We start from the raw sequence: 19,715 nt of genomic DNA, 5'->3' as shown, positions 1-19,715 counted from the left end.
TGCTGCGTTGTGATCCCGCACAGCATAAAGCCAGCCACCGCCGCCGCGATGCCCAAAACCGTATAGGCCTCAGTCGATGCTGCGCGCCGAACTGGTCAGCGAGCGCGCGCACAGCAGCAGCGTGGGCGCCAGCTTGCGCACGGCTTCGTCGATCGTCCAGCGGCTGGTCGGCGCCACGATGTGCACCGACGCCACCGGCCGCCCCTGGCTGCCCAGCACGGGCGCCGCGATGGTCATGTCGCCGAGGAACAGCTCCTCGGCATTGGTGGCAAAGCCCTGCAGCCGCGCCTGACGCAGCGTTTCGAGAATTGCGTCCACATCGGTGCACGTGTGCATGGTGTGGGCCACGCGGTCGGAGGCCTCGATGAGTGCGCGCGCCTCATCCTCGGGCAAGGCGCTCAGAAAGGCGCGCCCCGAAGCCGTGCAGTACATGGGAATGCGGCTGCCGATGGGCATGTGCACCGGCACGAACTGCGCGCTGACGAAACGCGCCACGTAGACCATGTCGAGCCCGTCGGGCTCGGTGAGGCAGGAGGTTTCCGTCGTCACCTTGGTCAGCTCCGACAGGAAGGGGTTGGCCATGTCGATCAGCGAATGGGCCGCCAGGTAGTTGAAGCCGATCTCCATCACCCGCGGCGTGAGCTGGTAGCGCCGCGTCTTCGGGTGCTTGCGCACATAGCCCAGTTTTTCGAGCGTGAAGACCATGCGCTGGGCCGAGCTCTTGGTGATGTCCGTGGCCTCGGCCACGTCGGCCAGCGTCATGGTGCGCCGCCGTGCGCTGAAGGCGCGCAGCACGGCCAGGCCCTTCTCCAGCGACTGGTTGAAAAGCAGGCTCTGGCTGTCTTCGGGGGCTGTGTCGGGTGTGGCGTCCATGGCGATGGAGTATAGCTATAGTCCTTCGAAATATCGAATATCGATTCTTTAAGTTCGACTAGTGGTTTCTATTTATTGATTAGAGATTCAAAAGAATCGATTATTGGCACGCATGTTGCATCGCAGGGTGCACCACCTTTTTCCGCTCCCTTTCCGTCCATTTCCACTTTTCAACGTCCTTTTCCTCCGAGGAGTGCTTCCATGAATCGCATCGTTCGCCGCCTTCACCGACTGGCCCTGGGTCTTTGCATCGCCGGCGGCGCCTCGCTGGCCGCGGCGCAGGGCGCCGCCCCGACCTACAACGTGGGCGCCACCGCCACCGGCGTGCCCTTCACCTTCCTCGACGTGAAGACCAACACCATCCAGGGAATGATGGTCGACACCGTCACCGCCGTGGGCAAGGCGGGCGGCTTCAACGTCAACGTGCAGCAGACGGTGTTCTCGGCGCTGATTCCCTCGCTCACGGCCCGCAAGATCGACATCGTCTCGGCGGCCATGCTGAAGACGGCGGCGCGCCAGGAAGTGGTCGATTTCAGCGACCCGGTGTACTCGTATGGCGAAGGCCTGATCGTCAAGGCCGACGACACCCGTGCGTATGTCTCGCTCGACGAGCTCAAGGGCGAAGTGGTGGGCGCGCAGGTCGGCACGGTGTTCCTCGACATGCTGAACAAGAAGGGCATCTTCAAGGAGGTGCGCAGCTACGACTCGGTGGCCGACATGACGCGCGACCTCTCGCTCGGCCGCATCAAGGCGGGGCTGGGCGACCAACCCATCATGGCCTATCAGATCCGGCAGAACACCTTTCCTGGTGTGAAGCTGGTCGACAGCTACAAGCCCGTGAACGTGGGCGACGTGTGCCTGGTGGTGCGCAAGGGCGACACCGAGACGATGGCCCGCATCAACAAGGCGATTGCCGCCGTGAAGGCCGACGGCACGCTCGCCAAGATCGTGCAGAAGTGGGGCATCTGAGCGCGCGCTGACCCATGGCTGCTCCCACCTTTCTCCAGAACGCGCAGGACTTCCTGCCGATCCTCCTGCAGGGCGCGGTGGTCACCGTGCAGGTCACGGTGCTCGCCTTCTTGCTGAGCAGCGCGCTCGGCCTTGCGCTGGCGCTGATGAAGCTGTCGCCCGTGCGCGCCCTCTCGTGGGCCGCCACGGTGACGATCAACGTGATTCGCGGGCTGCCGATCATCGTGCAGCTCTTCTATATCTACTTCGTGCTGCCGGAGTTCGGCGTGCAGCTCACGGCCTTCCAGGCCGGCGTGATCGGACTGGGCATTGCCTACTCGGCGTACCAGGCCGAGAACTTCCGCGCCGGCATCGAGGCGGTCGATCCGGGCCAGCGCGAGGCGGCGCAGGCCATGGGCATGCGCTCGGCACTGATCATGCGGCGCGTGATATTGCCGCAGGCCTTTCGCATCGCGCTGCCGCCTTACGGCAACACGCTGGTGATGATGCTGAAAGACTCCTCGCTGGTCTCGACCATCACCGTGGCCGAGATGACGCGCGCCGGCCAGCTCATCGCCTCGTCGACCTTCCAGAACATGACGGTCTACACGCTGGTCGCCCTGCTCTACCTGTTGATGAGCCTGCCGCTGGTCTACGGCCTGCGCCGGCTCGAGAAGCGCTTTGCCGCCGGGAGAAAACAACCATGATCCACGTCGAAGGACTGGAAAAGCGCTTCGGCACGCACCGCGTGCTGCAGGGCGTGAGCCTGAACGTGGACAAAGGCGAAGTCGTGTGCCTGATCGGCCCTTCGGGCTCGGGCAAGTCCACCGTGCTTCGCTGCATCAACGGGCTGGAGTCGTACGAAGGCGGCGAGGTGCGCGCCTTCGACGAGCGGGTGGACCGCAACGCGCCCAACATCCACCGGCTGCGCAGCCGCATGGGCATGGTGTTCCAGCGCTTCAACCTGTTCCCGCACCGCACCGTGCTGGAGAACGTGATGGAAGGCCCGGTCTACGTGCTGCGCCAGAACGCGGCGCAAGCGCGCGAAGAGGCGCTGGCGCTGCTGGCCAAGGTGGGGCTGGCCGAGAAGGCGCAGGCGTATCCGGCGCAGCTCTCAGGTGGCCAGCAGCAGCGCGTGGCCATCGCCCGCGCGCTCGCGATGAAGCCCGAGGCCATGCTGTTCGACGAGCCCACGTCTGCGCTCGACCCCGAGCTGGTCGGCGACGTGCTCAGCGTGATGCGCGCACTGGCCGACGAAGGCATGACGATGATCGTGGTCACGCACGAGATGGGCTTTGCGCGCGAAGTGGCCGACCGCGTGTGCTTTCTGCACAGCGGCAGCATCGTCGAGGAAGGCCCGTCCGCGCAGGTGCTGGGCGCGCCGCGCCAGGCGCGCACGCAAGACTTCCTGCGGCGCGTGCTGCACCCCTCCGGTGCCGCCGCCTCTACGGCGTCCGCGGAGGTGCGCGCATGAGCGTTCGCGCCTTGCCTCCTTCGCTCTGGGCCGACACCGCACCACCCGCTCCACCGACACCGCCACTGACCGAATCGCGCAAGGCCGACGTGCTGATCGTCGGCGGCGGCTTCACCGGCCTCTCGGCCGCGCTGCACCTGGCGGAGGCCGGCGTGCAGGCCTGCGTGCTCGAGGCGCACGAGCCCGGCTGGGGCGCGTCGGGGCGCAACGGCGGGCAGGTGAATCCTTCGCTCAAGCACGACCCCGACGAGCTCGTGCGCATTCACGGCCAGGAGCGCGCCGCGCGGCTGATCGATGCGGTCTCGTCATCGGCCGACCTGGTGTTCGAGCTGATCGCGCGCCACGGCATTGAGTGCCAGCCGGTACGCAACGGCTGGCTGCAGGTGGCGTACGCGCAGAAGGACGTGCCCGGCCTGCATGCGCGTGCCGAGCAATGGGCGAAGCGCGGCGTCAAGACGGAGCAGCTCGACCACGCCGCAGTGAGCGCACGGCTCGGCACCGAGGCCTTTGCGGGCGGCTGGCTCGATGGCCGCGCGGGCAGCATCCAGCCGCTGGCCTACACGCGCGGGCTGGTGCGTGCCGCGCAGGCTGCTGGTGCATCCGTGCACGGCGGCACCGAGGTCACGGCCCTGGAACGCCGCGGCACGCACTGGCATGCGAGCACATCGACAGGCGCGAGCGTCACGGCCGAGCAGGTGCTGATCGCCACCAACGGCTACACCGGCGCGCTTTGGCCAAAGCTGTCGAGCACCGTGCTGGCTGCCAACAGCTTCATCGTCGCGACCGAGCCGCTCAAGGGCGCTGCGGCCGATGCCATTCTTCCGGGCGGCGAAACCGCATCGACCTCGCAGCGCCTGCTGCTCTACTTCCGCAAGGACGCGCAGGGCCGCCTGCTGATGGGCGGGCGCGGCCACTTTGCCGACCCGAGCGGGCCCGCGGATTTCGCGCACCTCGAACGTTCGCTCGAACTGCTGTTTCCCCAACTGGGGCCGCTGCGCTACGAGTACCGCTGGGCCGGCCGCATCGCGGTCACGCGCGACTTCATGCCGCACGTGCACACGCCCGCGCCGGGCGTGACGGTGGCACTGGGCTACAACGGGCGCGGCATCGCGCTGGCCACGAGCATGGGCAAGCACGTGGCGGCGCGGCTGGTCGATGCGGGCGCGGATTTTCCGTATCCGGTCACGCCGATCCAGCCGATCCCGCTGCATGGCTTGCAGCGCTTCTACGTGGCCGGCGGCGTGGCCTGGTACAGCCTGCTCGACCGGCTGGCCTGAACGCGCTCAGCCTTTGTCCGACTTGCCCGCCGCGTCGGCAAACTTGCTCAGCAGCCGGTCGACCATCCAAGGCCGGCTGTCGAGGTCCTCGGCCGCTTCCTTGCGGCGGATCGCGTCGCGCACGACGATGGAGCCGATGTAGCGGATCGGCTCCGGCGGAAACTGCCCCAGCGGCCCCTGGATGATCGGGCTGCGCGTCCAGGCGTTGTCCTCGTCCAGCAGCAGCGATGAAAGGATTTGCCCACCCATGTAGGTCGGCCCCACACCGTTGCCCGAATAGCCGAAGCCATAGTAGATGTGCGGCGCGCCGTTCAGCCTGCCGAAGAATGGGAAGCCGGTCACGGAGCGGTCCGACGGCCCATTCCAGCTCGCGGTCACGGGCACGTCGCGCAGCGAAGGAAAGAAGCCATGCAGCGCACGCGTGAGCTCTGCCTCGTACGGCGAGCGCTGGTCGAACACCGGCGCGATACGCCCGCCCCAAGCGAAGGTGTTGCCGCCCTTGCCCAGCATCAGGCGGCCGTCCACAGTGGTGCGGTAGTAATAGACGAAGGTGCGCGAATCGAGCACCGAGACGCCATCGACGAGCCCCGTTGCGCGCAGCAGCTCGGGGCATTTTTCCGTGATGACCATGTCGCTCGACACGATGGCGATCGTGCGCTCGAACTGAGGCAAGGCGCTGGCCATCCACGCGTTCATCGCAAGCACCAGTTTTGGCGCCTCGATGCTGCCGGCCGGCGTGCGCACCGTGACCGGATGGCCTTGCGTGAAGTCGATCATCGGGCTGCGCTCGTAGATGCGGATGCCCATGCGCAGCGCCACGCGCCGCAGCCCGCGCACCAGCTTGCCCGGATGCACGGTCGCGGCGATGGGCGAATACACGCCTGCCAGGTTGCGCACGGAGCCTGTGCGGCGTGCGACTTCTTCGGGCGGCAGCGTGCGGTAGGAATGAATGCCGCAGTCCTCCAGCCCCTTCATCACAGGGTCGAGCGCGCCGACCTGGGCCTGCGAGGTTGCGGTGTACAGCGTGCCGTCCTGCCGCAGCTCGGCATCGATACCTTGCGCGCGGCAGAAGTCGGCGATGTGTTGCACCGCATCTTCCGAGGCCCTGACGAGGCGGATGGCCTCGGCTTCGCCGAACAGCCGGCGCAGTGTGAAGAACTTGGTCGACCATGTCAGCAGGCAGCCGCCGTTGCGCCCGCTCGCGCCGGAGCCGCAGAGATCGCTCTCGACAATGGCGATGTCGAGCGCCGGGTTGCGCTGCTTCGCCTGAATGGCGGTCCACAGCCCGGTAAAGCCGCCACCGACGATGCAGACGTCGGCGCGCTGCGCGCCCTGCAGTGCAGGTGCGAGGTCGCCGTCGTTGAAGAGGGCCTGTTCGATCCAGAAGGGGCGCATGTCGGAAGGCTCTCGGTTTCAGGTTATGGCTGCTGCGTGGCAGCCTGCCTCGACGCGAGCACCATGTGCCGCGCGTAGTGCATCAGGTCGGGCGTCATCGCATCGGCGCACTTGGCGCTGTCGTCCCAGCGGCGCAGGCGCACCGCGTCGAGCGCATGCGGCAGCGCCTCGAACTGCCTTGCCTGCGCTTCGTCGAACACACCGCCCTGCAGCACCAGGCTGCGCTGCGAATCGGCCGACAGCGCCTCGAGATACCCCGGCTCGCGCGCGCACAGAAAACGCTTGGCGTCCACGTGCAGCCGGATCGGGTCGAGCGTGGCCGGGCCGAACAGGTGCTTCAGGAAGGCACGGCTGCGGTACTGGTGCAGGTCGTCCAGGCCTTGCTGCGTGGGCGTGCCGCCCATGTCGTGCAGCAGGTGGCCCAGGTCGTGCAGCAGGCTGGCGGTGATGAGTTCGCTGGATGCACCGGCCTGCTCGGCCAAGTGCGCGGACTGCAGCGCGTGCTGGAGCTGCGTGACGGGTTCACCGTCGTACTGCGCGTGGCCCTGGGCCTCGAACAGGGCGACGATGCCCGCCACGTCCAGCGGCACAGCGAGCGGTGCTGCGGCTACCACGGCAGCGAATAAGTCTTGGTGTTGGTAAAGCTCTTCATGGCCTCGAGCACGCCTTCCTTGTACCCCAGGCCCGAGTCCTTGATGCCGCCGAAGGGCGTGAGCTCCAGGCGGTAGCCCGGCACCTCGCGCACGTTGACGCTGCCCACGTTCAGCTCGCGGATGAAGCGCGTGATGTAGTCCATGCGGTTCGTGCACACCGACGAAGACAGCCCGTAGGCCGTGCCGTTGGAAATGCGGATCGCCTCCTCGATGGTCTTGAAGCGGATCACCGGCGACACCGGCCCGAAGGTCTCGTGCTTCGCGACCGTCATTCCCGGCTCGACATGGTCGAGCACCGTGGGCGAGTACAGCGCACCGCTACGCACATTGCCGTACAGCAGCTTCGCGCCAGCCTTGATGGCCTCGTTGACCACCGCCTCGAACTGGATCGCAGCCGCCTCGTCGATCACCGTGCCCATGTCCGTGGCCGGGTCCATCGGGTCGCCGTACTTCAGCGCCCGCGTCTTGGCCACCAGCAGCTCCACGAACCGGTCCGCCACCGCCTCGTGCACCAGCATGCGCTTGATCGCCGTGCAGCGCTGGCCCGAGTTCTTGTACGAGCCGCTGGCCGCCAGCGTCGCGGCCTCTTCGACGTCGGCATCTTCCATCACGATGATCGGGTCGTTGCCCCCCAGCTCCAGGATCTGGCGCTTGTACACCGCCTTGCCCGCGATGTACTTGCCGATGGCCACGCCCCCCGTGAAGGTGACCAGATCGACGTCCGCATTCGTGAGCATCTCGTCGGCAATCTCGCGCGGATCACCCGTGATCACCGACAGCATCGGCGGCGGCAGGCCCGCCTCGTACAGGATGTCGGCCAGGATGAAGGCCGTCAGCGGCGTCTTCTCGCTGGGCTTGAGCACCAGGCGGTTGTTAGTGGCAATGGACGGCGCCACCTTGTGGATCACCTGGTTCAGCGGATGGTTGAACGGCGTGATTGCCGTGACCACGCCCTGCAGCGGCTCGCGCAGCGTATAGACCTTGCGGCTCTTGCCGTGGTGCGTGAGGTCGCACGAGAACACCTGGCCGTCGTCCACCAGCGCCTGGTTGGCCGCGAACAGCAGCACGTCGGAAGCGCGGCCCACCTCGTACAGCGAGTCCTTGCGGCACAGGCCCGACTCCATCGTGATCACGCGCGAGATCTCGTCCAGGCGCGAGGCGATGAGTTCGCCCGCGCGCATCAGGATCTTGTAGCGCTCGTAGCGCGTGAGGGTGGGCTTGTAGTCGCGCGCGATCTTGTAGGCCACCCGCACGTCTTCCAGCGTGGCCTTGGGCACGGTGGCGATCACTTCGCCGGTGTAGGGGTAGGTGACTTCGATCGTGCGGTCGCGCCAGACTTTCTCTCCGGCGATGCGCAGCGCTTCCTTGTGGACGGTGCCTGGCTTCAACGACATGGCTTGGCTCATGGGAACTCCGGGTTTACTGGGCGTGGTTCAGCGCGAGGTCGAGCGCATCGAAGTTGCGCAGCCGGCGGCCAGCGGCAATGCCGGTGACGGGCCGGTTGCAGATCAGCGGCACGCGCTGCTCCGACACCCCGCCGTGCGAGCGCAGCGGCACTTCCAGCGCCGACAGGTCATGCCGGCTGGCCGAGGTGCCGATGACCGTGCTCTGCTCGCTCACCACCACGATGTCGCCGATGCGGTCGGGCGGCAGCTCGAAGCGCGCGGCCGCGTCCTTGCGCGAGAGCACCAGCTCCATGCCCGGCAGGCGCTGGATGCGGTCGATCCAGCCCGGCACGCGGGCCTCGTCGGGCGCGTACACGGTGGCGAAGGAGCCCAGCGCACCGTGGTGCACCACGTACGGGTCGGTGATCGGCAGGATCACGCGGGCCTGGCCGGTGCCGTACCAATCGTCGAGCACGTCCTGCAGGTAGATGACCTTGGGCGCGCCGTCCGCGTCGTGCTTGTCGTTCATGCCGTGGTCGGCCGTGAGCACGATGGTGGCGCCCAGCGCATCGAGCTGCGCGAGGTAGCCGTCCATCATGGCGTAGAAGGCGTTGGCCGCGGGGCTGCCGGGCGCGGCCTTGTGCTGCACGTAGTCGGTGGTCGACAGATACATCAGGTCGGGGCGGCGTGATTCCATCAGCTTGACGCCGGCGGCGAAGACGAACTCCGAGAGCTCGGCGCTGTACACCGAGGGCACGGGCATGCCGACCATCTCGACCACGGCGTCGATGCCGTTCTCTTCCAGAGTGGCCTGGTCGGCCTTCTCGGACGAGAAGCAGATGCCCTTCATGCGGTGGCCCAGCAGCTTGCGCAGCTTGTCCTTGGCGGTGACCACCGCGAGCGAAGCGCCCGCATCGGCGAAGGCCGCGAGCACGGTGCCCGCGCGCAGGTACTTGGGGTCGTTCATCATGACTTCCTGGCCGAGCTCGCGGTCGAAGAAGTAGTTGCCGCAGATGCCGTGCACGGCGGGCGGCGCACCGGTCACGATCGACAGGTTGTTCGGGTTGGTGAAGGAGGGCACCACGCAGTCGGCCAGCAGGTCGGCTCCGCTCTTGCGCATGCGCTCGATGTACGGGGCCACGCCGGCTGCGATGGCGGCGTCCAGATACGCAGGCTCGCAGCCGTCGACGCACACCACCACGACGGGGCGGCTCATCCAGCGGTAGCTGCGGGCATTGACTTCGAGTGTCTCCGGTGTCATTTCAGACTTCCTTTTGGAGTGGGTTGTTCGATGCGGTCGCCGCGTCGGAATCGGCGCGGCCGAAGGCCTTGTGCATGCGCGCGCGGCTGCCGGCAACGTGCTGGCGCAGCGCGCGCCCTGCCGTGTCGGGGTTGCCGCTGGCTATGGCGTCGACGATGTCGCGGTGCTCGTCGGCCGACACGCGCAGGCCGCCGCCGCTGTCGAGCGCGCGCATTCTGAAAAGGTGCAGCTCCTTGACCAGGCGCTTGTAGGTTTCGGTGAGCTTCTTGCTGCCGGCCGTGTCGAGCAGGATCTCGTGGAACTGCAGGTTGAGCTGCGCGTACTGCTCCACGTCCTGCGCCTGGGCTGCCGAGCGCATTGCATCGAGCATGGCGCGCAGGCGCTCGACTGCGTCGGGCTTGATGGCGAGCGCCACGCGCCGGCCGATGATTTCTTCCAGCGCCTCGCGCAGTTCGTAGATCTCGTCGGCTTCCTCGAATGCGATCTCGCGCACGAAGACGCCGCGGTTCTTTTCGTTGCGCACGAGGCCGGCCTCTTCCAGCGCACGCAACGCCTCGCGGATCGGGCCGCGGCTGGTGTTGAAGCGCTGCGAGAGTTCGCTCTCGTTGATGCGGCTGCCCACGGGGAGCTCGCCGGTCATGATCAAACGCTCGATTTCTTCCTGCATCAGCATCGGCAACGAGCTGGACTGGAGAAACGCGAGGGCGGCGGAGTGATTGGTGGTGACCATGGGGCGTATTTTCCCCGAGGATTGAAAACTGTCAACAATTTTTTATTGACAGTCTTCAATCAGCAATCTACATTGCGTTCACCGGACCTTGGAACGCCACGCGCCGGAGCCCGCCACTCACTCACCCCCCCCTGTGACAGCAAGCCACTTCAGGAGAAACAGATGACGATGAAACAAAGCACGCGCCGTCTCACGGCGGCCCTGTGCGTTGCGGCGCTAGGCCTCATGGCCGGCGGCGCCGCCTGGGCGCAGAAGACTCCGCTCCTGGTCTATACGGCGCTCGAGACCGACGCCATGAAGCTCTACAAGGACGCCTTCGAAAAAGCCAACCCCGACATCGAAGTGAAGTGGGTGCGCGACTCCACTGGCATCGTCACCGCCAAGCTGCTGGCCGAAAAAGCCAACCCGCAGGCCGACGTGGTGGCCGGCCTGGCCGCCAGCAGCCTCGCGCTGCTGCAGCAGGAAGGCATGCTCCTGCCCTACGAGCCCAAGGGCTTCAAGGACCTGAACCCCGCCTACTCCGACACCGCCCGCCCGCCGGCCTGGGTCGGCATGGACGTCTGGGCCGCAACCATCTGCTTCAACCGCATCGAAGCCCAGAAGCTCGGCCTGCCCAAGCCCGAGAGCTGGAAGGACCTGGCCAAGCCCGTCTACAAGGGCACCATCTCGATGCCGCACCCGGCCTCCAGCGGCACCGGTTATCTCGACGTGTCTTCCTGGCTGCAGAACATGGGCGACGCCGAAGGCTGGAAGTACATGGACGCGCTGCACCAGAACATCGCGCAGTACGTGCACTCGGGCTCCAAGCCCTGCAAGCAGGCCGGCGCGGGCGAGTTCCCGATCGGCATCTCGTTCGAGTTCCGCGCGCACCAGGTCAAGAAGTCGGGTGCGCCGGTCGACCTGATCTTTCCGAAGGAAGGCCTGGGCTGGGACATCGAGGCCACCAGCATCATGAAGACGAGCAAGAAGACGGAACAGGCCAAACGCTTCGCCGACTGGATGGCCAGCAAGGAGGCCAACCAGATCACCTCCACATGGTGGGCGGTGGTGGCCTACCCCGGCGTGGCCTCGAAGCTCGAAGGCATTCCGGACAACTACGAAAAGCTGCTGGCCAAGAACGACATCAACTGGGCAGCGAAGAACCGCGAACGCATCCTCGCGGAATGGAGCAAGCGCTACGAAGGCAAGGCCGAACCCAAGTAGGCGGACGGCATTCCCGACGACTTTCAATCCGCGGGCGCTGCCGCACTGGTGACGCCCGCCAACGACGAGTGCGAAAAATGGATATGACCGACACCAAGTTCATTGCCAGCCCGGTGCCTGCGAGCGCTCCCGCAGCGCTCGAGATCGTCGGCGTTCGCAAGGACTTCGAATCCTTCAGCGCGCTGCGCGACGTGCACCTGCGCGTGAACCCGGGCGAGATGCTGTGTTTTCTTGGCCCCTCGGGCTGCGGCAAGACCACGCTGCTGCGCATCATCGCGGGGCTGGAAACGCAGACCGCCGGGCAGATCCTGCAGAACGGCAAGGACGTCTCGTGGCTGCCGCCGGACCGGCGCGACTACGGCATCGTGTTTCAGTCGTATGCGCTCTTTCCCAACCTGTCGATTGCCGAGAACATCGGCTACGGGCTGGTCAACAGTCGCACCAAGCGTGGTGAGGTCAAGGTGCGAGTCGAGGAGTTGCTGAAGCTCGTCGGCCTGCCGACCTCGGGCAACAAATACCCGAGCCAGCTTTCAGGCGGCCAGCAGCAGCGCGTGGCACTGGCCCGCGCGCTCGCCACGCGCCCCGGCCTGCTGCTGCTCGACGAGCCGTTGTCGGCGCTCGATGCGCTGGAGCGCATCCGCCTGCGCGGCGAAATCCGCCGGCTGCAGAAGCAGGTCGGCATCACGACCATCATGGTCACGCACGACCAGGAAGAAGCGCTGTCGATGGCCGACCGCATCGTGGTCATGAACCACGGCGTGATCGAGCAGGTCGGCACGCCGATGGAAGTCTACGAACAGCCGGCCACGCCCTTCGTGGCCGACTTCGTCGGCAAGGTCAATGTGCTGCGCGCGGTGGCGCTGGGCAACCACCGCTTCAAGGTCGGCGACATGGAGCTGCAGTGCGACGCCTGCGACGGCGCCTTCGAGCCCGGCGAAGCCGTCAACCTCTACCTGCGCCCCGAAGACCGCGCAGTCGAGCATCTGGGTGACGACACGGCCAACCGCCTGCAGGCGCTGGTCACCAAGGTCGAGTTTCTCGGCGGCCTGTGCATCGCCGAAGTGACGGCCGATGCGCTGCACGGACAAACGCTCGGCCTGCACTTCTCGCTCAACCAGCTGCACGACCTCGACATCCGCGAAGGCAACACCATCGACATCGCGCTGCGCGCCAACCGCATCCGCGCCTTCTCCGCACGCAGCCCGAAGCCATGAACACGCTGGCACACCCTCGTCCTTCGTTCGCCGCGCGACCGGCCATGCGCTGGAGCCGCGACGAGACCATCGCCCGGGTCATCCTGTTCGTGGTGATGGCGATGCTCTTCGTGTTCCTGATCGCACCGCTGGCGACCATCCTGGCCCATGCGGTGCAGGACAAGGACGGCCGCTTCGTCGGCCTCGCCCACTTCATCACCTACTTCCAGACGCCGAGCCTGCTGCGCGCGGCGTGGAATTCGGTGTGGGTCTCGGCGGCCGTGGTGATGATCTCGGTGCCCACCGCCTTCGTCTTCGCCTATGCGCTCACGCGCAGTTGCATGCCGGCGCCGCTCAAGGCGGTGTTCCGCCTCATCGCGCTGATTCCGCTGCTGGCGCCCTCGCTGCTGTCGGCCATTTCGTTCGTGCAGTGGTTCGGCAACCAGGGTGCTCTCAAGTTCCTGCTGGGCGGCACGTCGATCTACGGCGCGCCCGGCATCATCCTGGCTGAGGTCTACAACACCTTTCCGCACGCGCTGATGATCCTGGTCACCGCGCTGTCGCTCGCCGACGGCCGGCTGTACGAGGCGGCCACCGCGCTGCGCACGCGACCGTTGCGCCAGTTCATGACCATCACGCTGCCTTCGTGCAAGTACGGCCTCATCAGCGCGGCGACCGTGGTCTTCACCTACGTGGTGAGCGACTTCGGCGCGCCCAAGGTGATCGGCGGCAACTTCAACGTGCTGTCGGTCGATGTGTTCAAGCAGGTGGTCGGGCAGCACAACTTCTCCATCGGCGCGGTGGTGGGCATGCTGCTGCTGCTTCCATCGATCATTTCCTTCGTGATCGACTACGTGGTGCGGCGCAAGCTGAAGGCGCAGCTCACGGCCCGCTCGGTGCCCTACAGCCCCAAGCGCCGCAAGCTCGCCGATCCGCTGCTGATGCTGTTCTGCGCGGTGGTGTGCGGGCTGCTGCTGGCCACCATCGGCATGGCGATCTACACCTCGCTGATCTCGCTGTGGCCCTACGACCTTTCGCTCACGCTCAAGCACTACCACTTCGTGCTGGTCGAAAGCGACATGGCCGCGGCCTACGGCAACAGCCTGATCGTTGCCATGGCCACTGCCGTGGCCGGCTCGCTGATCGTGTTCGTGGGCGCCTACCTGATCGAGAAGACGCGCAACCTCGGCCTGATGCGCAAGGGCATGCACCTGATGGCAGTGCTGTCGATGGCGGTGCCGGGCCTTGTGCTCGGGCTGGGCTACGTGATGTTCTTCAACCATCCGGCCAACCCGCTGAACTTTCTCTACCAGACGATGGCAATCCTGATCATCTCGATGGTGGTGCACTACTACACCTCGAGCCATCTCACGGCCGTGACGGCGCTCAAGCAGATCGACAACGAATTCGAAGCCGTGTCGGCCTCGCTCAAGGTGCCGTTCTTCAAAACCTTCCTGCGGGTGACGGTGCCGGTGTGCCTGCCGGCGATCCTGGACATCGGGCGCTACTTCTTCGTGGTGTCGATGGCCAGCCTGTCGTGCGCCATCTTTCTCTACACGCCGGAGACCATCCTGGCCTCGGTCGCGATCATGCATCTGGACGACGCCGGCGACATCGGCCCGGCCGCGGCGCTGGCCAGCCTGATCGTCGTCACCTCGACCATCGTGTGCATCGCCTATTCGCTGCTCACGCGCGTGCTGCTGTCGCGCACGCAGGCCTGGCGCAACCTGAGCCGCGGTTGAACGGCGGCCCCCTTTCTCATTCCTTTTCCTGCCTGGAGACATCATGAGTCAAGCCCCCTACCCCATTCTTCTCACGCCCGGCCCCCTGACCACTTCGGACCGCACGCGCCAGGCGATGCTGCGCGACTGGGGATCGTGGGACGCCGACTTCAACCAGATCACCGCGCGCATCCGCAAGCATGTGCTGGAGATCGTGCACGGCACCGGCACCCACGAGTGCGTTCCTCTGCAGGGCAGCGGCACCTTCTCGGTGGAAGCGGCCATCGGCACCGTCGTGCCACGCAACGGCCACGTGCTGGTGCCGAGCAATGGCGCGTACTGCCAGCGGCTCGCCAAGATCTGCAAGGTGCTCGGCCGCAAGCTGACCACCATCGACTACACGGAAGAAAAGCAGGTCTCGCCGGCCGACGTTGACCGGGCGCTCGCGGCCGACCCAGGCATCACCCATGTCGCGGTGGTGCACTGCGAAACCGGCGCCGGCGTGCTCAACCCCCTGCACGAGATCGCGGTGGTCGTCGCCAAGCACGGCCGCGGACTGATCATCGACGCCATGAGCTCCTTCGGCGCGCTGGAGATCGATGCGCGCAAGACGCCATTCGATGCGGTCGTCGCCGCTTCGGGCAAATGCCTCGAAGGCGTTCCGGGCATGGGCTTCGTCGTCATCAGGCGCAGCACGCTCGAGAAGTGCGAAGGCAACTGCCACTCGCTGAGCATGGACCTGTACGACCAGTGGGTGTACATGGAGAAAACCACGCAGTGGCGCTTCACGCCGCCCACGCATGTGGTCGCCGCGCTCGACACCGCCATTGCGCAGTACATCGAGGAAGGCGGCCTGGCGGCGCGTGGCGGGCGCTATGCGCGCAACTGCAAGGCGCTCATCGACGGATTGGCGACGCTGGGCTTCCGGAGCTTTCTCGATCCCGCCATCCAGGCGCCGATCATCGTCACCTTCCACGCGCCCGACGATGCCAACTACGACTTCAAGACCTTCTACCAGGAGGTGAAGAAGCGCGGCTACATCCTCTACCCCGGCAAGCTCACGCAGGTGGAAACCTTCCGCGTCGGCTGCATGGGGCATTTCGGCGAGGCGGGCATTCCGGGCGCCGTGGCCGCCATCGGCGAGACACTCAAGGCCATGGGCATCAGGCGCGTCACCGCGCCCGTTGCCGCCTGAAGGGGCATGGCAATGAGCGACGAAACGCCACGCCGATACATCCTCACCCTCACCTGCCCGGACCGCACGGGCATCGTGGCGGGCGTAGGCAGCTTCATCGCGAGTCACGGCGGCCTGATCACCCAGGCCGCACAGCACGGTGACGCGCTGCACAACCGCTTCTACATGCGGGTGGAGATCCAGGCCGACACGCTGCCCTTCTATCTGGACGAACTGCGCGAACGCTTCGCGCCGATCGCGAAGCAGTTCGACATGGAGTGGAGCGTTTCCGACAGCTCGGTGAAGAAACGCATGTTGGTGCTGGTGAGCAAGCTCGACCACTGCCTGAACGACCTGCTGCACCGCTGGCGCAACAAGGACTTGCACTGCGAAATTCCGTGCGTGATCTCCAATCACAACGACCTGCGCTCCTTCGTCGAATGGCACGGCATCCCGTTCTTCCACGTGCCGGTGACGCCCGACACCAAGACGCAGGCCTATGCCGAAGTGGAGCGGCTGTTCCGCGAGTTCAGCGGCGACTTCATGGTGCTCGCGCGCTACATGCAGGTGCTGTCGGACGACATGACCCATCGCCTGCGCAACCGCATCATCAATATCCACCACAGCTTCCTGCCGGCCTTCGTCGGCGGCAAGCCCTATCACCAGGCCTTCGAGCGCGGCGTGAAGATGACCGGCGCAACCAGCCACTACGTGACGGCCGAGCTCGACGCCGGCCCGATCATCGACCAGGGCGTGATCGACATCGACCACGGCAACTCGATCGAAGAAATGGTGCGGCTCGGCAAGGACATCGAAAAGAGCGTGCTGTCGCGCAGCGTGCGCCTGCACCTGGAAGACCGGATCCTGGTCCATCGCAACAAGACGGTGGTCTTCAAGTAACCCTCCATCAACCAACGAGTCCTCCGACACATCATGGCGACGCCACTTCCCTCCCATGCGCAGGTCATCATCGCGGGCGGCGGCATTGCCGGCTGCAGCGCGGCCTACCACCTCACCCAGCTCGGCTGCACCGACGTGATCGTGCTCGAACAAGGCCAGCTCACCTGCGGCACGACCTGGCATGCCGCCGGGCTGGTCGGCCAGCTGCGCGCGAACCGCAGCATGACGAAGATGAGCCGCTACGGCATCGACCTGTATGCCTCGCTCGAAGCCGAGACGGGCCTGGCCACCGGCTGGAAGCAGTGCGGCAGCATCACGGTTGCGCGCACGCCCGAGCGCATGACGCTGTTGAGACGGACCATCGCCACGGCCCGCAGCTTCGGCATCGAGGCCGAGTTCATCACGCCGGCCGAAGCGCTGGAGTTGTGGCCGCTGATGCGCATCGACGATCTCGTAGGCGCCGTCTGGCTGCCCGGCGACGGCAAGGCGAACCCGACCGACCTCACGCAGTCGCTGGCCAAGGGCGCGCGCAATCGCGGCGCGAAAATTTTCGAGGGCGTGCAGATCACCGGCACGATCATCGAGAACGGCCGCATCGTCGGCGTCGAGACCAGCCAGGGCACGGTGCGCTGCGAGAGTTTTCTCAACTGCGCCGGCCAATGGGCGCGCGAGCTGGGCAAGATGTCGGGCGTCAACATCCCGCTGCACTCGGCCGAGCACTTCTACCTGGTCACCAAGGAGATCGAAGGCGTCCACCGGGACCTGCCGGTGCTGCGCGACCCCGACGGCTACATCTACTACAAGGAAGAAGTCGGCGGTCTGGTGATGGGCGGCTTCGAGCCGGTGGCCAAGCCCTGGGGCATGGACGGCATTCCGCCGAAGTTCGAGTTCCAGCTGCTGCCGGACGACATGGACCAGTTCCAGATCCTGCTCGACGAAGCGGTGCACCGCACGCCGGCACTGGAGACCACCGAGATCAAGCTGTTCCTGAACGGCCCCGAGAGCTTCACGCCGGACGGCAACTTCATCCTCGGCGAAGCGCCCGAGGTGCGCGGCTATTTCGTGGCCGCCGGCTTCAACTCGGCCGGCATCGCCAACGCGGGCGGCGCGGGCAAGCTGATCGCCGAATGGATCGTCGGCGGCGCTGCGCCGGCCGACCTGCTCGACGTGGACATCCGCCGCTTCGCGCCCTTCAACAGCAACAAGCGCTGGCTGAAGGACCGCACGGTGGAAGCGCTCGGGCTGCACTACGCAATGCGCTGGCCGCGCCACGAGCTGGAGTCCGGACGGCCGCTGCGCCGCTCGCCGCTGTACGACCGGCTCAAGGCCAAGGGTGCCGCCTTCGGCAGCAAGCTGGGATGGGAGCGCGCGAGCTGGTTCGCATTGCCGGGGCAAGAGGCGCATGCCCGCTACGGCTTCGGTCGCCCCGACTGGCTGGATGCCTGCATCGAAGAGCAGATGGCAGTACGGCGAGACGTGGTCGTCTTCGACCAGACCTCGTTCGGCAAGCTGATGGTGCAGGGCCGCGACGCCGAGCTGCTGCTGCAGCGCCTGTGCGCCAACGATGTGGCGATCCGGCCTGGAAGCATGGTCTACACCGCGCTGCTCAACGAACGCGGCGGCTTCGAGAGCGACCTCACGGTGATGCGGCTGGCGGCAGACTGCTTCCTGATCATCACCGGCTCCGCTCAGCCCTGCCGCGACATCGGCCACATCAGGCGCCACCTGCATGCGCACGAGCATGTGACAGTGACGGACGTGACCTCCAGCTACTGCACCCTCACGGTGACCGGCCCGAAGGCACAGCAGCTGCTGTCCCGGGTCACGCCGCAGGACCTGGGCAAGGAGGCATTCCCGCAGTCGGCAGTGATCGAGATCGATGTCGGCTACGCGCGCGCACTCGCGGCCAAGGTCTCGTACGTCGGCGGTCCGGGATGGGAGCTGTATATCCCGACTGAAATGGCGGTGCATGTGTACGACACGCTGTTCGACGCGGGCGCCGACCTGGGCCTGCGCGACGGCGGCTACTACACGATCGACGCCTTGCGCATCGAGGCCGGGCGCCGAGCCTTCGGCCTCGAACTTGGACCGGACGAAAACCCGTTCGAGGCAGGCCTGGAATTCGCGGTCCAGCTTGACAAGCCGGTCGCCTTCATCGGACAGGCCGCGCTCGCGAAGATCACACCCGAACGGCTCTCCAAGCGGCTGATGATGTTCACGCTGGACGACCCACAGGCCTTCGCATGGGGTGGCGAACCGATCCTGCGCAACGGCAAGGCCGTCGGCGAGCTGACCTCCACGGCTTACAGCGCGGTACTGGAGCGGATGGTGGTGATGGGCTACGTACGCAGCGCCGAGCCACTGACGAGGGAAGAGGCAATGCACGGCGAGTACGAAATCGACATCGCCGACCAACGCTTTGCAGCCACACCACAATCGCGCCCGCCTTACCCCTCGCTCATCAAGGCTGCGCTCGAACGGCGCGGATAGCTGAGACCAGCCTGATGCCCCTCTGAAGGCGGCGCAACCCCAAGGCCTATCCGCTGGCCTTGACGGCCTCCACCAGATGCCGCACGAAGGCTTTCGCGGCATCGGGCAGCGAGCGGCCCGCCATGGTCTCTATCTCCAGGTGCCGCTCGTTCATTTCGCGGTCTTTCACGGGGAGGGCGACCAGCGCCTTGCTCTGCAGCAGCGTGCGTATCGACAGCGGGCCGTAAAAGGCGATGCTGCCGCCGCCAGCGGCTGCAAAGCTCAGCAGCGCGTTCGCGTGGTTGCTGGACATGGCCAGCTCGTAGCGCAGCCCTTGCCGGGAGCAGCTGGCATCGAGCAGGCGCCGTATGGAGCTGTCTTCCTGCGGCAGCCCCAGCGGGTACGCCACCACCTGGCGCAGCGAAAGCTGCCGTTGCTGCGCCAGCGGGTGGTCCACGGCCATCACGGCCAGGATGGGGCTGGGGTGCCGCAGTTCGATCTCGATGCCGGGCTCGGGCACGGCACTCAAAGTGATGCCCACGTCGGCTTCGCCGTCGCGCACCCGCCTGGAAATATCTCCCTGCGAGCAAACCTCCAGGTGAAAGCGGATGCCCGCGTGCTTGCGGCGGAAGTCCGCGATCAGCCTGGGAATGAAGTCGAAGGCAAAGCCCTCGGTGCTCGCCACGCGCACATGCCCGCTGCGCAGGCCGCGCAGGCCGGCAATGTCGTTGGTGACCCGCTCGATGTCTTGTTGCGCCCGCTTGGCGTGCGCCGCCAGCAGCTCGCCTGCGGCATTGGGCACCATGCCGCGCGCATGGCGCTCGAACAGCAGGGTGTCGAGTTCGCGCTCCAGCCGCGCCACCTGCCGGCTCACCGCCGAGGGCGCCACGTTGAGCTTGAGCGCTGCCTCCTTCACGGAGCCGGTTTTCACCACCTCGAGAAAGTAGCGCACCGCAGTCTCCTGCAAGGCACGAAGCTGCATGAATTTCTCCTGTGGCGTGGCCTGAGACGGATTGCATGGATTGCCGATTCGGCAACGCAGAATTCTAAACATTGCGC

General features: G+C 66.3%; 17 protein-coding genes. 10 read left to right on the top strand and 7 right to left on the bottom strand.

Annotated elements, in window-relative coordinates; genetic code table 11:
• Nucleotides 1–69: 69 nt before the first annotated feature.
• Entirely contained in the window at nucleotides 70–873 is an 804-nt protein-coding gene (locus ACSFBF_RS13740) for an IclR family transcriptional regulator (RefSeq protein WP_435467779.1), read from the bottom strand.
• A gap of 201 nt (nucleotides 874–1,074) precedes the next feature.
• Between ACSFBF_RS13740 and ACSFBF_RS13735 the strand changes: the two genes are divergently transcribed.
• Genes ACSFBF_RS13735 through ACSFBF_RS13720 form a run of 4 tightly spaced genes read left to right on the top strand, consistent with a single transcriptional unit; the run spans nucleotide 1,075 to nucleotide 4,572 of the window.
• On the top strand, nucleotides 1,075–1,842 hold the full coding sequence (locus tag ACSFBF_RS13735; protein WP_435467777.1) for an ABC transporter substrate-binding protein: 768 nt from the start codon (nucleotides 1,075–1,077) through the stop codon (nucleotides 1,840–1,842).
• Nucleotides 1,843–1,856: 14 nt separating this feature from the next.
• On the top strand, nucleotides 1,857–2,528 hold the full coding sequence (gene ehuD, locus ACSFBF_RS13730; RefSeq protein WP_435460187.1) for an ectoine/hydroxyectoine ABC transporter permease subunit EhuD: 672 nt from the start codon (nucleotides 1,857–1,859) through the stop codon (nucleotides 2,526–2,528).
• The gene (locus ACSFBF_RS13725; RefSeq protein ID WP_435467775.1) at nucleotides 2,525–3,295 is read left to right on the top strand and encodes an amino acid ABC transporter ATP-binding protein; all 771 of its coding nucleotides are present in this window, start codon (nucleotides 2,525–2,527) and stop codon (nucleotides 3,293–3,295) included. Before ehuD ends, ACSFBF_RS13725 begins: the two co-directional genes overlap by 4 nt.
• Nucleotides 3,292–4,572 carry an NAD(P)/FAD-dependent oxidoreductase gene (locus tag ACSFBF_RS13720; RefSeq protein WP_435467772.1) on the top strand — a complete coding sequence of 427 codons (1,281 nt, stop codon included), beginning with the start codon at nucleotides 3,292–3,294 and terminating at the stop codon, nucleotides 4,570–4,572. The genes ACSFBF_RS13725 and ACSFBF_RS13720 overlap by 4 nt, the downstream gene beginning before the upstream one ends.
• A gap of 6 nt (nucleotides 4,573–4,578) precedes the next feature.
• Here ACSFBF_RS13720 and ACSFBF_RS13715 read toward each other — a convergent pair whose 3' ends face one another.
• Genes ACSFBF_RS13715 through ACSFBF_RS13695 form a run of 5 tightly spaced genes read right to left on the bottom strand, consistent with a single transcriptional unit; the run spans nucleotide 4,579 to nucleotide 9,996 of the window.
• Complete coding sequence (locus tag ACSFBF_RS13715; RefSeq protein WP_435467770.1) at nucleotides 4,579–5,967, bottom strand: FAD-dependent oxidoreductase; 1,389 nt, start codon at nucleotides 5,965–5,967, stop codon at nucleotides 4,579–4,581.
• A 23-nt stretch (nucleotides 5,968–5,990) separates the two neighbouring features.
• Nucleotides 5,991–6,557 (bottom strand): phosphonate degradation HD-domain oxygenase, encoded by a 567-nt coding sequence (locus tag ACSFBF_RS13710; RefSeq protein ID WP_435468782.1) that lies wholly within the window; start codon nucleotides 6,555–6,557, stop codon nucleotides 5,991–5,993.
• A gap of 17 nt (nucleotides 6,558–6,574) precedes the next feature.
• Nucleotides 6,575–8,026 (bottom strand): phosphonoacetaldehyde dehydrogenase, encoded by a 1,452-nt coding sequence (phnY, locus tag ACSFBF_RS13705; protein WP_435467768.1) that lies wholly within the window; start codon nucleotides 8,024–8,026, stop codon nucleotides 6,575–6,577.
• A 13-nt stretch (nucleotides 8,027–8,039) separates the two neighbouring features.
• Nucleotides 8,040–9,266: a phosphonoacetate hydrolase gene (gene phnA / locus ACSFBF_RS13700; RefSeq protein ID WP_435467766.1), complete on the bottom strand. Its 1,227-nt coding sequence runs from the start codon at nucleotides 9,264–9,266 to the stop codon at nucleotides 8,040–8,042.
• Between the two features lies 1 nt (nucleotide 9,267).
• A complete protein-coding gene (locus ACSFBF_RS13695) occupies nucleotides 9,268–9,996 on the bottom strand; it encodes a phosphonate utilization associated transcriptional regulator (protein WP_435467764.1) in 729 nt (242 codons plus the stop codon).
• Nucleotides 9,997–10,158: 162 nt separating this feature from the next.
• Between ACSFBF_RS13695 and ACSFBF_RS13690 the strand changes: the two genes are divergently transcribed.
• The 6 genes from ACSFBF_RS13690 (at nucleotide 10,159) to ACSFBF_RS13665 (ending at nucleotide 18,677) form a co-directional block, all read left to right on the top strand.
• Nucleotides 10,159–11,199, top strand: coding sequence for a putative 2-aminoethylphosphonate ABC transporter substrate-binding protein (locus ACSFBF_RS13690; protein WP_435467762.1), 1,041 nt, complete (start codon nucleotides 10,159–10,161; stop codon nucleotides 11,197–11,199).
• Nucleotides 11,200–11,276: 77 nt separating this feature from the next.
• On the top strand, nucleotides 11,277–12,413 hold the full coding sequence (locus ACSFBF_RS13685) for a putative 2-aminoethylphosphonate ABC transporter ATP-binding protein (RefSeq protein ID WP_435467760.1): 1,137 nt from the start codon (nucleotides 11,277–11,279) through the stop codon (nucleotides 12,411–12,413).
• A complete protein-coding gene (locus tag ACSFBF_RS13680) occupies nucleotides 12,410–14,134 on the top strand; it encodes a putative 2-aminoethylphosphonate ABC transporter permease subunit (protein WP_435467758.1) in 1,725 nt (574 codons plus the stop codon). Before ACSFBF_RS13685 ends, ACSFBF_RS13680 begins: the two co-directional genes overlap by 4 nt.
• A 43-nt stretch (nucleotides 14,135–14,177) precedes the next feature.
• Nucleotides 14,178–15,308, top strand: a complete 1,131-nt coding sequence (locus tag ACSFBF_RS13675; protein WP_435467756.1) for a 2-aminoethylphosphonate--pyruvate transaminase — start codon at nucleotides 14,178–14,180, stop codon at nucleotides 15,306–15,308.
• Nucleotides 15,309–15,320: 12 nt separating this feature from the next.
• Nucleotides 15,321–16,187, top strand: coding sequence for a formyltetrahydrofolate deformylase (gene purU, locus ACSFBF_RS13670; RefSeq protein WP_435467754.1), 867 nt, complete (start codon nucleotides 15,321–15,323; stop codon nucleotides 16,185–16,187).
• Nucleotides 16,188–16,220: 33 nt separating this feature from the next.
• Nucleotides 16,221–18,677 (top strand): GcvT family protein, encoded by a 2,457-nt coding sequence (locus tag ACSFBF_RS13665; RefSeq protein ID WP_435467751.1) that lies wholly within the window; start codon nucleotides 16,221–16,223, stop codon nucleotides 18,675–18,677.
• Between the two features lie 46 nt (nucleotides 18,678–18,723).
• Here ACSFBF_RS13665 and ACSFBF_RS13660 read toward each other — a convergent pair whose 3' ends face one another.
• Nucleotides 18,724–19,638, bottom strand: a complete 915-nt coding sequence (locus ACSFBF_RS13660; RefSeq protein WP_435467749.1) for a LysR family transcriptional regulator — start codon at nucleotides 19,636–19,638, stop codon at nucleotides 18,724–18,726.
• Nucleotides 19,639–19,715: the final 77 nt, after the last annotated feature.

The organism is Variovorax nivicola (assembly GCF_051216475.1).
Lineage (GTDB): Bacteria > Pseudomonadota > Gammaproteobacteria > Burkholderiales > Burkholderiaceae_C > Variovorax.
Note: the sequence above shows the minus strand (reverse complement) of the source record. Positions and strands in the feature narration are given on the sequence as shown.

What these genes read in the sequence shown, in the direction of transcription:
- ACSFBF_RS13740 (WP_435467779.1), bottom strand. Translation starts at nt 873, where the DNA reads ATGGACGCCACACCCGACACAGCCCCCGAAGACAGCCAGAGCCTGCTT.
- ACSFBF_RS13735 (WP_435467777.1), top strand. Translation starts at nt 1,075, where the DNA reads ATGAATCGCATCGTTCGCCGCCTTCACCGACTGGCCCTGGGTCTTTGC.
- ehuD (WP_435460187.1), top strand. Translation starts at nt 1,857, where the DNA reads ATGGCTGCTCCCACCTTTCTCCAGAACGCGCAGGACTTCCTGCCGATC.
- ACSFBF_RS13725 (WP_435467775.1), top strand. Translation starts at nt 2,525, where the DNA reads ATGATCCACGTCGAAGGACTGGAAAAGCGCTTCGGCACGCACCGCGTG.
- ACSFBF_RS13720 (WP_435467772.1), top strand. Translation starts at nt 3,292, where the DNA reads ATGAGCGTTCGCGCCTTGCCTCCTTCGCTCTGGGCCGACACCGCACCA.
- ACSFBF_RS13715 (WP_435467770.1), bottom strand. Translation starts at nt 5,967, where the DNA reads ATGCGCCCCTTCTGGATCGAACAGGCCCTCTTCAACGACGGCGACCTC.
- phnY (WP_435467768.1), bottom strand. Translation starts at nt 8,026, where the DNA reads ATGAGCCAAGCCATGTCGTTGAAGCCAGGCACCGTCCACAAGGAAGCG.
- phnA (WP_435467766.1), bottom strand. Translation starts at nt 9,266, where the DNA reads ATGACACCGGAGACACTCGAAGTCAATGCCCGCAGCTACCGCTGGATG.
- ACSFBF_RS13695 (WP_435467764.1), bottom strand. Translation starts at nt 9,996, where the DNA reads ATGGTCACCACCAATCACTCCGCCGCCCTCGCGTTTCTCCAGTCCAGC.
- ACSFBF_RS13690 (WP_435467762.1), top strand. Translation starts at nt 10,159, where the DNA reads ATGACGATGAAACAAAGCACGCGCCGTCTCACGGCGGCCCTGTGCGTT.
- ACSFBF_RS13685 (WP_435467760.1), top strand. Translation starts at nt 11,277, where the DNA reads ATGGATATGACCGACACCAAGTTCATTGCCAGCCCGGTGCCTGCGAGC.
- ACSFBF_RS13680 (WP_435467758.1), top strand. Translation starts at nt 12,410, where the DNA reads ATGAACACGCTGGCACACCCTCGTCCTTCGTTCGCCGCGCGACCGGCC.
- ACSFBF_RS13675 (WP_435467756.1), top strand. Translation starts at nt 14,178, where the DNA reads ATGAGTCAAGCCCCCTACCCCATTCTTCTCACGCCCGGCCCCCTGACC.
- purU (WP_435467754.1), top strand. Translation starts at nt 15,321, where the DNA reads ATGAGCGACGAAACGCCACGCCGATACATCCTCACCCTCACCTGCCCG.
- ACSFBF_RS13665 (WP_435467751.1), top strand. Translation starts at nt 16,221, where the DNA reads ATGGCGACGCCACTTCCCTCCCATGCGCAGGTCATCATCGCGGGCGGC.
- ACSFBF_RS13660 (WP_435467749.1), bottom strand. Translation starts at nt 19,638, where the DNA reads ATGCAGCTTCGTGCCTTGCAGGAGACTGCGGTGCGCTACTTTCTCGAG.